Annotated in this window: 15 protein-coding genes; all 15 read left to right on the top strand. The window is 73.4% G+C overall.

The window, feature by feature from the left end; translation table 11 throughout:
- The first annotated feature begins 200 nt into the window (after window positions 1-200).
- Window positions 201-1031 carry a F0F1 ATP synthase subunit A gene (gene atpB / locus AC3D3D_RS04815; RefSeq protein WP_463661289.1) on the top strand — a complete coding sequence of 277 codons (831 nt, stop codon included), beginning with the start codon at window positions 201-203 and terminating at the stop codon, window positions 1029-1031.
- A gap of 83 nt (window positions 1032-1114) precedes the next feature.
- Window positions 1115-1318, top strand: coding sequence for an ATP synthase F0 subunit C (gene atpE / locus AC3D3D_RS04810; protein WP_463661290.1), 204 nt, complete (start codon window positions 1115-1117; stop codon window positions 1316-1318).
- Window positions 1318-1896, top strand: a complete 579-nt coding sequence (locus AC3D3D_RS04805) for a F0F1 ATP synthase subunit B (protein WP_463661291.1) — start codon at window positions 1318-1320, stop codon at window positions 1894-1896. Before atpE ends, AC3D3D_RS04805 begins: the two co-directional genes overlap by 1 nt.
- A gap of 5 nt (window positions 1897-1901) precedes the next feature.
- Window positions 1902-2714, top strand: coding sequence for a F0F1 ATP synthase subunit delta (locus tag AC3D3D_RS04800; protein WP_463661292.1), 813 nt, complete (start codon window positions 1902-1904; stop codon window positions 2712-2714).
- 62 nt (window positions 2715-2776) lie between these two features.
- Window positions 2777-4411 carry a F0F1 ATP synthase subunit alpha gene (gene atpA / locus AC3D3D_RS04795; RefSeq protein WP_463661293.1) on the top strand — a complete coding sequence of 545 codons (1635 nt, stop codon included), beginning with the start codon at window positions 2777-2779 and terminating at the stop codon, window positions 4409-4411.
- 3 nt (window positions 4412-4414) lie between these two features.
- Window positions 4415-5308 carry a F0F1 ATP synthase subunit gamma gene (locus AC3D3D_RS04790; protein ID WP_463661294.1) on the top strand — a complete coding sequence of 298 codons (894 nt, stop codon included), beginning with the start codon at window positions 4415-4417 and terminating at the stop codon, window positions 5306-5308.
- A gap of 52 nt (window positions 5309-5360) precedes the next feature.
- Window positions 5361-6827 (top strand): F0F1 ATP synthase subunit beta, encoded by a 1467-nt coding sequence (gene atpD / locus AC3D3D_RS04785; protein ID WP_463661295.1) that lies wholly within the window; start codon window positions 5361-5363, stop codon window positions 6825-6827.
- A 1-nt stretch (window position 6828) separates the two neighbouring features.
- The gene (locus AC3D3D_RS04780) at window positions 6829-7131 is read left to right on the top strand and encodes a F0F1 ATP synthase subunit epsilon (protein WP_463661296.1); all 303 of its coding nucleotides are present in this window, start codon (window positions 6829-6831) and stop codon (window positions 7129-7131) included.
- 5 nt (window positions 7132-7136) lie between these two features.
- Entirely contained in the window at window positions 7137-7556 is a 420-nt protein-coding gene (locus AC3D3D_RS04775) for a DUF2550 family protein (RefSeq protein WP_463661297.1), read from the top strand.
- Between the two features lie 25 nt (window positions 7557-7581).
- Entirely contained in the window at window positions 7582-8277 is a 696-nt protein-coding gene (nucS, locus tag AC3D3D_RS04770; protein WP_463661298.1) for an endonuclease NucS, read from the top strand.
- 9 nt (window positions 8278-8286) lie between these two features.
- The gene (locus AC3D3D_RS04765) at window positions 8287-9231 is read left to right on the top strand and encodes a family 1 glycosylhydrolase (RefSeq protein ID WP_463661299.1); all 945 of its coding nucleotides are present in this window, start codon (window positions 8287-8289) and stop codon (window positions 9229-9231) included.
- Entirely contained in the window at window positions 9231-9548 is a 318-nt protein-coding gene (locus tag AC3D3D_RS04760; RefSeq protein ID WP_463661300.1) for a hypothetical protein, read from the top strand. Before AC3D3D_RS04765 ends, AC3D3D_RS04760 begins: the two co-directional genes overlap by 1 nt.
- 117 nt (window positions 9549-9665) lie before the next feature.
- Window positions 9666-10862 carry a DUF418 domain-containing protein gene (locus AC3D3D_RS04755; protein WP_463661301.1) on the top strand — a complete coding sequence of 399 codons (1197 nt, stop codon included), beginning with the start codon at window positions 9666-9668 and terminating at the stop codon, window positions 10860-10862.
- Entirely contained in the window at window positions 10859-12166 is a 1308-nt protein-coding gene (locus AC3D3D_RS04750; RefSeq protein ID WP_463661302.1) for a sensor histidine kinase, read from the top strand. The genes AC3D3D_RS04755 and AC3D3D_RS04750 overlap by 4 nt, the downstream gene beginning before the upstream one ends.
- Entirely contained in the window at window positions 12163-12786 is a 624-nt protein-coding gene (locus AC3D3D_RS04745) for a response regulator (RefSeq protein ID WP_463661303.1), read from the top strand. Before AC3D3D_RS04750 ends, AC3D3D_RS04745 begins: the two co-directional genes overlap by 4 nt.
- Window positions 12787-12796 lie beyond the last annotated feature (10 nt).

Genomic DNA, 12796 nt, shown 5'->3' with positions numbered 1-12796 from the left:
ACCGGGGGCGAGGACCGGGCGAACAGGACCGCATCGGTCCCGCAGGTGCGACGAACGTGACCCGTGTCGCTCTGCGACGGCACGGACCCGGCGGTGGGGGGCGGATCCGATGAGTTAGTCTGGCGGCGACGGCAGGCCTCGAGGAAGCGCTCGGGGAGGGCCGGATGCCGCCGCCCACCGGAACACCAGGGAGACGACCTGTGCTGAATGCGCTGACGCACGCCGCGACCGCGGCGCAGGTCCGCATCGTCACCGCCGAGGGGGGAGACGGCTGGCACGCTCCGGGGCTCGAGGAGTTCTTCCCCGCCCCGTTCCTCTTCGAGGGCACGCCCTTCGAGATCAACCGGATCATGCTGGTCCGCTTCGTCGCGGCGCTCGCCCTCGTGCTGGTGATCTGGTTCGGCACGCGTCGGCTCAAGCTCGTCCCGGGCCGCGGCCAGTCGCTGCTCGAGCTCGGCCAGGAGTTCGTCCGCCGCACGATCGCGATCGACTCCCTCGGCGAGCGGCTCGGCCGCAAGTACACCCCGATGCTCACGGTGCTCTTCGTCGGCGTGCTGTTCTTCAACATGACCGGCGTCATCCCGTTCCTCAACATCGCGGGAACCTCGGTGGTCGGGCTGCCGCTGACCTTCGCGGTCATCGCCTGGATCGGCTTCATCTACGCCGGCATCAGGGAGCGCGGGGCCGGCAGCTTCTTCGGCGCCCAGCTCTTCCCGGCGGGCGTGCCGAAGCCGATCTACATCATCCTCACGCCGATCGAGTTCATCTCGACCTTCCTGCTGCGGCCGGTCACGCTGACCATCCGTCTCCTGGCGAACATGATGTCCGGGCACATCCTGCTCGTGCTCTGCTTCTCCGCGACGCACTTCTTCTTCTTCCAGGCCTCCACCGCGATGGCCGGCCTCGGTGCCGTCACCCTCGTCGCCGGGCTCGCGTTCACGCTGTTCGAGATCTTCATCAGCGCGCTGCAGGCCTACATCTTCACGCTGCTGGCCGCGGTGTACCTCCAGCTCTCGGTGGCCGACCACTAGGACGGCCGGCGAGGCCGGCTCCGGCCGGCGTCAGTCCCACCCCCCGAACGAACGACACCACCCACACAGTAAGGAAGCACCACATGGACGGCTCGCTCTCCGCAGTTGGTTACGGCCTCGGCACGATCGGCCCCGGCATCGGTATCGGTATCCTCGTCGGCAAGACGCAGGAGGCCACCGCCCGGCAGCCCGAGGTCGCCGGCCGCCTCATGACCAACATGTTCATCGGTGCCGCGTTCGCCGAGGCCCTCGGTCTGCTCGGCCTCATCGCGGGTCTCATCTTCTGATGCCTGCCAGCGGCATCGTCGTCGCCGAGGTCAGGGACGGGCTCGACCTGCTCATCCCCGCCTGGTACGACATCATCTGGTCGCTGGTGGTCGTCGCCGTCATCGCCTTCGCCGTCCTTCGGTGGGGCGTCCCGCGGATCACCGGCATCCTCGACGAGCGCGCGGACAAGATCTCGGAGGGCCTGCGGAAGGCCGAGGACGCCGAGTCGATGCTCGCCAACGCCGAGGAGAAGTCCCACGCCGAGCTCGCCGAGGCGCGCCGCGAGGCCGCCGGCATCCGTGAGCGTGCCAACGCCCACGGCAAGGAGCTCGTCGACGACGCCCGGCGCAAGGCCGGCGAGGAGGCGGAGCGCACCACCGCCGCCGCCGAGCGGCAGATCGAGGCCGAGCGTCGTCAGGCGGCCCAGTCGCTGCGCACCGACGTCGGCACCCTGGCCGTCGAGCTGGCCTCCCGCATCGTCGGCGAGTCGCTCGAGGACGCCGCGGCCCAGTCGCGCGTCGTCGACCGGTTCCTCGACGACCTCGAGGCCCGCAGCGGCGCCGCCGTGCAGACCGGCACCACGACCCAGGAGGGCTGACCCCCATGCGCGCCTCCAGCTCCGTCGCCCTGGGCAACGCCCAGGGCCGCTGGGACCCCGTCGTCCGTGAGGCCACGGACGCGTTCGACCTGGCCGGGTCGATCTTCGCCGTGGCCGACCTCCTCGCGGAGAGCACCCCGCTGCGCCGCTCGGTCACCGACCCGTCGCGCTCCGGCGAGGACCGGGCCGCCCTGGCGACCCGGGTCCTGGGCGGCTCCGTCGACGGTCGCGTGAGCGACCTCGTGGGCGGCCTCGCGCGCGAGCGGTGGTCGCAGGACACGGACATCGTCACGGCGCTGGAGACGCTCGGTCAGGACTCGGTCATCGCCGCCGCCGAGCGGGAGGGCCGGCTCGACGAGCTCGGCGCCGAGCTGCTCGCCGTCCGCGGTGCCGTCACCGGCTCGCCGTCGCTCGAGGTGGCGCTGGCCGAGGAGTCCCGGCCCGTGACCGCGCGTCGCGAGCTCCTCACCCGGGTCATCGGCGAGCAGGTCTCGCGCGAGGCGCTGCTCCTGTCGCAGCGGGGCGTCGGTTCCCGCGAGGAGCGCTCCGTGCTGGCGGCCCTGTCGCTGGTCGCCGAGCGTGCGGCCGCCCGTCGGGACCGCAAGGTCGCCCGCGTGACCGCGGCGATCCCGCTGACGAGCGAGCAGCGTGAGCGCCTGGCCGCGATCCTGGCGGCCGAGCACGGCAGCGACATCGCCCTGCACGTCGACATCGACCCCTCGGTGATCGGCGGTCTCCGCGTCGAGGTCGGGCACACCGTCATCGACGGCACGATCCGTACCCGCATCGACGAGGTCGGCCGGCGCATCGCCGGCTGAGCACCCCAACGCAGCAACTACCCGGCGCCGCCACCGGCACCGGACGAGGTGAGGAAACACTGATGGCAGAGCTGACGATCCGCCCCGACGAGATCCGGGCGGCGCTGGACAGCTTCGTGAGCTCCTACGAGCCGGGGGCCGCGAGCACGGACGAGATCGGGCACGTGATCTCCGCCGCCGACGGCATCGCGACCGTCGAGGGCCTCCCCGGCGCGATGGCCAACGAGCTGCTGCGCTTCGAGGACGGCACCCTCGGACTGGCGATGAACCTCGAGGAGCGCCACATCGGTGTCGTGGTCCTCGGCGAGTTCACCGGCATCGAGGAGGGCCAGGAGGTCCACCGCACCGGTGACGTCCTGTCCGTCGAGGTCGGCGACGGCTACCTCGGCCGCGTCGTGGACCCGCTGGGTCGGCCCATCGACGGCCTGGGCGAGATCGGCGGCATGGAGGGGCGTCGCGCCCTCGAGCTGCAGGCCCCCGGCGTCATGGCCCGCAAGTCGGTCCACGAGCCGCTGCAGACCGGCCTCAAGGCCATCGACGCGATGATCCCCGTCGGCCGCGGCCAGCGCCAGCTCATCATCGGTGACCGCAAGACCGGCAAGACAGCCATCGCGCTGGACACCATCCTCAACCAGAAGGCCAACTGGGAGTCGGGCGACCCCGAGAAGCAGGTGCGCTGCGTGTACGTCGCCGTCGGCCAGAAGGGCTCGACGATCGCGGCGGTGCGCAAGACCCTCGAGGACGCCGGGGCGCTGGAGTACACGACGATCGTCGCCTCGCCCGCCTCGGACCCGGCCGGCTTCAAGTACATCGCCCCCTACACCGGCTCGGCCATCGGCCAGCACTGGATGTACGGCGGCAAGCACGTCCTCATCGTCTTCGACGACCTGTCCAAGCAGGCCGAGGCCTACCGTGCGGTGTCCTTGCTGCTGCGCCGCCCGCCGGGCCGCGAGGCCTACCCGGGCGACGTCTTCTACCTGCACTCCCGGCTGCTCGAGCGCTGCGCCAAGCTGAACGACGAGCTGGGCGCCGGCTCGATGACCGGCCTGCCGATCATCGAGACCAAGGGCAACGACGTGTCGGCCTACATCCCGACCAACGTCATCTCGATCACCGACGGCCAGATCTTCCTCCAGTCGGACCTGTTCAACTCCAACCAGCGCCCCGCGGTCGACGTCGGTGTCTCGGTCTCCCGCGTCGGTGGTGACGCGCAGATCAAGGCGATGAAGAAGGTCGCCGGCACGCTGAAGATCACCCTCGCGCAGTACCGGGCGATGGCCTCCTTCGCGATGTTCGCCTCGGACCTGGACCCGACGACGCGCCAGCAGCTCACCCGGGGTGAGCGCCTGATGGAGCTGCTCAAGCAGCAGCAGTCGAGCCCCTTCCCGGTCGAGGACCAGGTCGTCTCGATCTGGGCCGGCACGAACGGCTACCTCGACGACGTCGAGGTCGCCGACGTGTCCCGCTTCGAGGCGGAGATGATCGACCACCTGCGCTCGACGACGGGCGTGCTCGACGCGATCGTCACCTCCGGCAAGCTGGAGGACGACACGCTCGAGGCGCTGCGCGCCGGCGTCGAGGACTTCCGCGCCGGCTTCACCACCGGCGAGGGCAAGCTCCTCGAGGAGGTTCCCCAGGACGACGAGTCCGAGGCCGAGTCGTCCCAGGAGCAGATCGTCAAGGGCAGCAGGGCCTGATCGATGGCGGGACAGCAGCGCGTCTACAAGCAGAAGATCCGGGCGACCCAGACGCTCAAGAAGGTCTTCCGCGCGATGGAGCTCATCGCGGCCTCACGGATCGGCAAGGCCCGTGACGCCGCGCTGGGCGGCGACCCCTACACCGGGGCCCTGATCCGCGCGGTGTCCGCCGTCGCCTCCCACGCCGACCTCGACCACCCGCTCATCACCGGGCGCGCCGACACGTCCGAGGTCGCCGTGCTCGTGGTCACCTCCGACCGCGGCATGGCCGGGGCCTACTCGGCCAGCGTGCTGCGCGAGGCCGAGCGGCTCGTCGCCGACCTCGAGGAGGAGGGCAAGACCCCTCGCCTTTACGTGTTCGGCCGGCGCGGCGAGAGCTACTTCAAGTTCCGCGGCCGCCGCATCGAGCGGGTGTGGACCGGGGAGTCCGACAGCCCCTCGGTGGCCGTCTCGCAGGACATCGCCCGGGCGCTGCTCGAGGCCTACTCCGCGGAGCCCGGCCAGAGCGGGGTCAGCGAGCTGCACGTGGTCTTCACCCGGTTCCGCTCGATGGTCACCCAGGTCGTCGAGCGCCGTCGGGTGCTGCCCCTGGAGGTCGTCGAGGGCGTGTCCGAGCCGGGGGACAAGCCCCTGCCGCTGTACGAGTTCGAGCCGAGCCCCGAGGACGTGCTCGACCAGCTGCTGCCGATGTACGTGGCCAACCGGATCCGGTCCCAGCTGCTCATGGCTGCGGCCTCCGAGCTGGCCTCGCGGCAGCGGGCCATGCACACCGCCACCGAGAACGCGGAGGACATCATCCGCGACTACACGCGCCTGGCCAACCAGGCCCGCCAGGGTGAGATCACCCAGGAGATCTCCGAGATCGTCTCGGGCGTCGACGCCTTGAGCGCCGGCTGACCCCCCGCCCCCGCACGCATCGCACCGCCAGCAGAGACCGAGGACGCAACTCATGACCGCCACCCAGTCCGAGACGCCGCAGGCCGAGACCGCCGGCGTCGGCCGCATCGCCCGAGTGATCGGCGCCGTCGTCGACGTCGAGTTCCCGGCCGGGCAGATCCCCGACGTCTACAACGCGCTCAAGACCACGATCGACCTGTCCGCGCAGGGGCAGGGCACGTCCGAGCTCACGCTCGAGGTGGCCCAGCACCTGGGTGACAACCTCGTGCGGGCGATCGCGCTCAAGCCGACCGACGGCCTGGTCCGCGGCGGCGAGGTGCGCGACACCGGCGCCCCGATCTCCGTGCCCGTGGGCGACGTGACCAAGGGCCACGTCTTCGACGTCACCGGCGAGCCGCTCAACCTCGGCGAGGGCGAGACCCTCGAGGTCGACGAGCGCTGGTCGATCCACCGCAAGCCCCCGCGGTTCGACGAGCTCGAGGGCTCGACGACGATGTTCGAGACGGGCATCAAGGTCATCGACCTCCTCACCCCCTACGTGCAGGGCGGGAAGATCGGCCTGTTCGGCGGCGCCGGCGTCGGCAAGACGGTCCTCATCCAGGAGATGATCCAGCGCGTGGCGCAGGATCACGGCGGTGTCTCGGTGTTCGCCGGCGTCGGCGAGCGCACCCGTGAGGGCAACGACCTCATCGAGGAGATGGAGGACGCGGGCGTATTCGACAAGACCGCACTCGTCTTCGGCCAGATGGACGAGCCGCCGGGGACGCGCCTGCGCGTGGCCCTGTCCGCGCTGACGATGGCGGAGTACTTCCGCGACGTCCAGCAGCAGGAGGTGCTGCTGTTCATCGACAACATCTTCCGCTTCACCCAGGCCGGCTCCGAGGTCTCCACCCTGCTGGGCCGCGTCCCCTCGGCCGTGGGCTACCAGCCCAACCTCGCCGACGAGATGGGTCAGCTCCAGGAGCGCATCACCTCCACGCGCGGCCACTCGATCACCTCGCTGCAGGCGATCTACGTGCCCGCCGACGACTACACCGACCCGGCCCCGGCGACGACGTTCGCCCACCTCGACGCCACCACCGAGCTCTCCCGCGACATCGCCTCGCGCGGTCTGTACCCGGCCGTGGACCCGCTGACCTCGACCTCGCGGATCCTCGCGCCCGAGTTCGTGGGCCAGGAGCACTACGAGGTCGCCACCCGGGTGAAGTCGATCCTGCAGAAGAACAAGGAGCTGCAGGACATCATCGCCATCCTCGGTGTCGACGAGCTGAGCGAGGAGGACAAGGTGACGGTCGCCCGGGCGCGCCGCATCGAGCAGTACCTCTCGCAGAACACCTACACGGCCATCAAGTTCACCGGCGTCGAGGGTTCGACCGTGCCGGTGGCCGAGACCGTGGAGGCCTTCAAGCGCATCGCCGACGGCCAGTACGACCACGTCCCCGAGCAGGCCTTCTTCAACATCGGTGGCATCGAGGACCTCGAGCGCGCCTGGTCGAAGATCCAGGCCGACGAGCGCTGAGATGGCCGCCGGTACCGGTTCCCTGAACGTCGAGGTCGTCTCGCCCACGGGCGTGCTCTGGTCGGGGCAGGCCGCCTCCGTGGTGGTCCCGGCCGCCCACGGCGAGATGGGCGTGCTGCCGGGACGCGAGCCCGTCCTGGCGGTGCTGCGCCCCGGCCAGGTCCGCGTGACCGCGGGCGGTTCGCCCGCCTCGGTCGACGTCTCGGGCGGGTTCGTCTCGGTCGACGACGACGTCGTCACGGTGGTCGTCGACGACGAGCAGGCCGCCATGAACATCACGCTCGACGGCGCCGACGGCGACTAACCGCGATGCCGCGCACGGGCTGGTGGCTCCTCCTCGGGATCCTCGCCGTCCTCGTCCTGTGCGCGGCCGTGGTCTGCCTGCTGCTGTGGCGTGCGCTGCGGCTCTACGGCCGCGGCGGCACCGTCGAGTGCCGCCTGCGGGTGGCGGAGGACCGTTGGCGGCGCGGCCTGGCGCAGCTGCGCGCCGAGGAGCTCGCCTGGTTCCAGTTCGCCTCGGTGTCCGTGCGCCCGAGGCTGCGGCTGGACCGCACCTCCCTGGAGCTGCTCGCGCACGAACGGCGCCCCCCGGACCCCGGGGGGCGGCCCGTCGTCGAGGCCCGGTTCACGGACGGGCGCAGCACCGCCGACCTGCGGATGGCCCCCTCGGCGCTGCAGGGACTGGTGGCGTGGAGCGAGGGAGCCCCGCCGCGGATGCGCAGCACCTGAGGCCGGGCGGGTAACGTAGGGCGGCGTGCGTACCGTCTTCGCCCGCTGCTCCGTGGACTACTCGGGCCGGCTCGCCGCGCACCTCCCGCTGGCGCCGAGGCTCGTCATGGTCAAGGCCGACGGCTCGGTGCTCGTGCACTCCGACGGCGGCAGCTACAAGCCGCTGAACTGGATGTCGGCCCCCTGCACGCTGCGCGAGCGGGAGCCCGACGAGGACGAGCGGGCCGCCGGGACCTCCCTGGTGTGGGAGGTCAGCGCCGCGAAGTCGGACGACCGGCTCGTGGTGCGCCTGCACGAGATCCTCTCCGACACCAGCGTCGAGCTCGGCGTCGACCCCGGCCTGGTCAAGGACGGCGTCGAGGCCCACCTCCAGGCCCTGCTCGCCGAGCAGGTCGACCTCCTCGGCCCTGGGCACCGTCTCGTCCGCCGCGAGCACCCCACCCCGATCGGCCCGGTCGACCTCCTCGTGCGTGACGCGCAGGGTGCGGCCGTGGCGGTGGAGATCAAGCGCGTCGGCGGCATCGACGGCGTCGAGCAGCTCACCCGCTACCTCGACCTGCTCGGGCGGGACCCCCTCCTGGCCCCCGTCACCGGTGTGTTCGCCGCGCAGCAGATCAAGCCGCAGGCACGCACCCTGGCGGAGGACCGGGGCATCCGCTGCCTGGTGCTGGACTACGACGCGATGCGCGGGGTCGACGACGTCGACTCGCGCCTGTTCTGAGGAGGCGCGGTGCTCGAGCTCGCCCCCGGCACCTGGTGGGGCCCGGAGGATGCCACCGTCGTCACGGCCCCGCCCGCGCTGGTCGGCGGCGACGCCCGCCTGCGCGAGGAGCTCGCCGCGGAGGTCGCCCGGGTGCGGCTGGCGGGCCGGGCCTGCCTCGTGCTGCTCGGCGACGACCCCGCGCCCACGCGTGACTCGGCCGGTGACCGCGCGGACCTCGCGGCTGCCGCGGTGGCCGCGGTCGGGCCCGACGACGTCGCCGGCTGGCTGACGATGCGCGACCCCCTCGCGGCGGCCCGGGCCGCCGGCGGCGGGGACGTCGCCGCCACCCTCGCGGCCCTGCACCACCTGCTGCTCGGCCACGGCGTCGCCGCGGACGCCCTGCGGGAGGCGGGGGCCGACGTCGTGGGCACCTCGGTGCAGCTCGAGGTCACCCGGCCCGCCGACCCCACCGCGGTGCCGGACCTCGACGCCGCCCACGACCTCGACCTCATGAGCAACCACCTCGTCCTGGGCCCGCTGCTCGACGGCTCCTACCCCCTCGAGGCGCGGGCGGCCTCCGGCCTGGCGACCTGGCCGCACGTGCTGGCCGGGGACCTGGTGGCCGTGCGCCGCGGCCTGGACGTGCTGCTCGTCGAGCACGCCGGTACCCGCACGGTCCGCCGCGGGGCGGGGGAGGGGCCGGCCCGGCCGGCCGGGGTCCCCGGCGCCGAGGACGCCTGGCTGGTGCACCGGCAGGACACCGCCGGTGGCCGCACCGCGGACCCCACCGGCCTGTACGAGGTCCTCGCGGCGCTGGACAACGCCTACCAGGGCGTCCCGCTGCTGGCGGCCGTGGCCACCGGCCAGGGCGAGGTCGGGCACGGCGCCGGGCTCGCCGACCACGAGGCGGCCGCGCGGGAGGCCGCCGACGACGGGGCCGACGTCCGCGGCCTGGTGGTCCTGGAGCGCTGATGGCCCGCAACCGACGCTCCGGCAAGCGCCCCTGGTCCGCCGAGCACGTGCCGCTGGACATGGACCGGCTCGGCTCGCTGCCGCGCCAGGAGAGCGGGCCGGGCGGCGAGGACTTCCACGTGCGCACCGTGCGCTCCTCGGACAAGACCTACCGCTGCCCGGGCTGCGACCAGGAGATCCCGCCCGGGCTCAGCCACGTGGTCGCCTGGCCGGCCGAGCACATCTGGGGCGCCGACGCCGGGGCCGCGGACCGCCGGCACTGGCACACGGCCTGCTGGCGGGCCCGGGGCAACCGGCGACCCACGCGCCGGCGCTAGGGGACCGGTCGGGCGGCGGGACGCGCCCCGCCGCACGGATCAGCCGCAGGGACCAGCCTCGCGGATCCGCCGATCGGTGGATACTGCGCCGCTGAGGCGATTCCTAGCGTCGAACGCATGCCCACCACCGCACCGGGGGCCGCCGCGGCCCCGCACGCCGACCGACTCCTCGCCCCCGACCTCGCCCGTGGACTCATGCTGGCCCTCATCGCGGTGGCCAACGTGATGATCTTCCTCCACGACCGCCCCTACGGGCTGCGCCAGCACGTCATCACCGACAGCATCCTCGACCGGGTGACGAGCTCGGCGGTCGTCCTCCTCGTCGACGCCCGTGCCTACCCCCTGTTCGCCGCGCTGTTCGGCTACGGGCTCGTGCTCATGGTCCGCCGGCGCCGCGAGCGGGGTGCCGACGAGGCGCAGATTCGCCGCGTCGTCCGGCGCCGTTCACTGGGGCTCCTCCTCTTCGGCGGCGTCCACGCGCTGCTCGCGTTCTCCGGGGACATCCTCGGGTGGTACGGGCTGCTCGGGCTGCTGACCATGGTCCTCCTGCGGCTGGGCGACCGGGCACTGCTCGGTGCGGCGCTCGCCTGGCTGGTCATCGCGTCGGCGGTCCAGGGCCTGGTCTTCGCCGACGCCGGTCCGCACACCCAGCGCACCTACCTGTGGTCCTACGCCATCGACGAGCCGCTCGGGGCCACCGCGTGGCGCCTGGCCGAGTGGCTGATGAACCCGTTCGGGCTGCTCGCGGTGCTCAGCGCGATGATGGTCGGCCTGTGGGCCGGCCGGTACCGCCTGCTCGAGCACCCGGGGCGGCACCGGACCCTGCTGCGACGGACCGCGGTCGTCGGGATCGCCGCCGGCCTCGCGGGCGGGGCCGGGCCCGCGCTCGTCACCGCCCAGCTGTGGACACCGGGCCCGGCGGCGCTCGCGGCGCTCTCCGCGCTGCACGTGCTCACCGGCGTCCTGTGCGGACTCGGGTACGCGGCCCTCATCGCCCTGCTCGCCGAGCGGATGACGTCCGGCGGGCGCCGCCCCGGACCCCTCGCGCGGGCCCTGCAGGCCACCGGGCAGCGGTCCCTGTCAGCCTACCTCGCCCAGTCGGTGGTGTTCGCCGTGCTGCTCCCGGCCTCCACGCTCGGCCTGGGCGCGACCGTCGGGCCCGCCGCCGCCCTCGCGCTGGCGCTCGCGACCTGGGCGGCGACCGTCGCTCTGGCCGCCGCCCGTCCGGGGCGGCCCGGTCCCGCCGAGGAGCTCCTGCGCAGGTTCGTCCGGGGCTCGGCACGGCGGCCGGATGCTGCGACGATCGGGCGATGACCGCCACGGGTGCTCGCCGAGAGCCCACCAGTCGCAGCGACTGGGGCTGGCTGGTCCTGCCCTACCTCGTGGTCGTCGGCACCACGGTCCACGGCGTCGTCGGCGGCGACCTCACCGACGACGAGACCGGGTGGGCGCTGGGGGTCGGGGCCGTCCTCGTCGGCTGGCACACGTTCTTCGCCGTCGCCAACCGCCGATGGCTGGAACGCGCGCTCGCGCCGATGGCCGCCTACTACCTCGGCATGATCGCCCTGTGCCTCGCGCTGCTCCAGCTGTCGTTCAGCTACTTCGCGCTCTACCTCGTGTGCTACGCCCTGGCGTTCGTGGCCCTGCCCGGCGTCTGGGCCTACGTCGGGCTCGTGCTGGCGGGGGTGGTCCCGCTCGTGGCGCCGGGCCCGCTGCAGGTGCCCGGGACGAACGTGCTCGCCATGCTGGCCGGGCTGGCGGTGGCGGGCCTCGTCGGCTGGAGCATCCGCAGGCTGGAGTCCGAGACCGCCGCGCGCCGGGCCGCGCTGGCGGACCTGGGCAGAGCCCATGAGGACCTGGGCCGGACCCACGCGGACCTCGAGCAGGTCCTCGCCGAGAACCTCGCCCTGCGCGACCGGCTCGTGGCGGAGGCCCGCGAGTCCGGGATCGCCGAGGAGCGGGCCCGGATCGCCGCCGACATCCACGACACCCTGGCCGCCGCCCTGACCGGCATCGTCAGCCAGCTCGAGGCCCTCGATGCCGAGGGGACCCTCGACGCCGGGGGCGGCGCCGGTCCCGGCGCGCGGGCGCGGCTGCGCACCTCGACCGACCTGGCGCGGGACGCCCTGCGCGAGGCCCGCGCCTCGATCCGGGCGCTGCGCCCGGCGGTGCTGCGCGAGGGCACCCTGCGCTCCGCCCTGGCCGCGCTCGTCGCCGAGGCCGACCCCTCGGCCGATACCCGCACCCGGCTGCGCACCACCGGCACCGAGCACCCGGTCCCCGGCCCCGTGGAGGACGCCGTGGTGCGGATCGCCCGCGAGTGCCTGACGAACGCCCGGCGGCACGCCTCCGCCGAGCAGGTCCACGTCACGCTCTCCTACCTCGGTGACGCCGTCGCGCTCGACGTCGCGGACGACGGCGCCGGCTTCGACCCCCGAACGGCCTCGACCGGTCACGGGCTCGACATCATGGCCGAGCGGGCCCGGGGGCTCGGCGGCACGCTCGACGTGCGCTCCGCACCCGGGCAGGGCACCACGGTGACCGCCACCCTCCCGGTGAGCGCCGAGGAAGCTGGACCGGACCGGCGCGCCGCCACGTCGCCGGGGGTGGCGGGATGAGCCGCCCGGTCCGGGTGCTGCTCGTGGACGACCACCCGATGGTCCGCGACGGCCTGCGCGGCCAGCTGGGCAGCGTGGACGACCTCGTGGTCACCGCCGAGGCCGGCTCCGCCGACGAGGCGCTCGCCGTCCTCGCCCGGGACCCGGTCGACGTCGTCGTCACCGACCTGCGGATGCCGGGCATCGACGGCATCGAGCTCATCGGTCGCATCGCCGCGGGCCACCCGGGGGTCGAGGTGCTCGTGCTGACCACCTTCGACTCCGAGACGGACGTCGTGTCCGCGTTGGCCGCCGGTGCGCGCAGCTACCTGCTCAAGGACACCGAGCGTGCCCGCCTGTTCGACGCCGTGCGGGAGACGGCCCGGGGACGCCGCACCCTCTCGCCCTCGGTCCGACGGCGCCTCGACACCCGGGTCGAGCCCGGCCCGGCGGTGCTCAGCGAGCGCGAGCACGAGGTGCTCACCCTCGTGGCGGCCGGCCGCACGAACGCGCAGATCGCCGCCGACCTGTTCATCGGGGTGGCCACCGTCAAGACCCACCTGCAGCACGTGTTCGCCAAGCTCGGCGCACCGGACCGGGCCGCCGCCGTGGCGATCGGCCACCGGCGCGGGCTGCTCTGACGCGACGGCG

Source organism: Georgenia sp. X1117 (assembly GCF_057784635.1).
The sequence above is the reverse complement of the archived record's forward strand: the minus strand, read 5'-3'. Positions and strand labels throughout refer to the sequence as shown.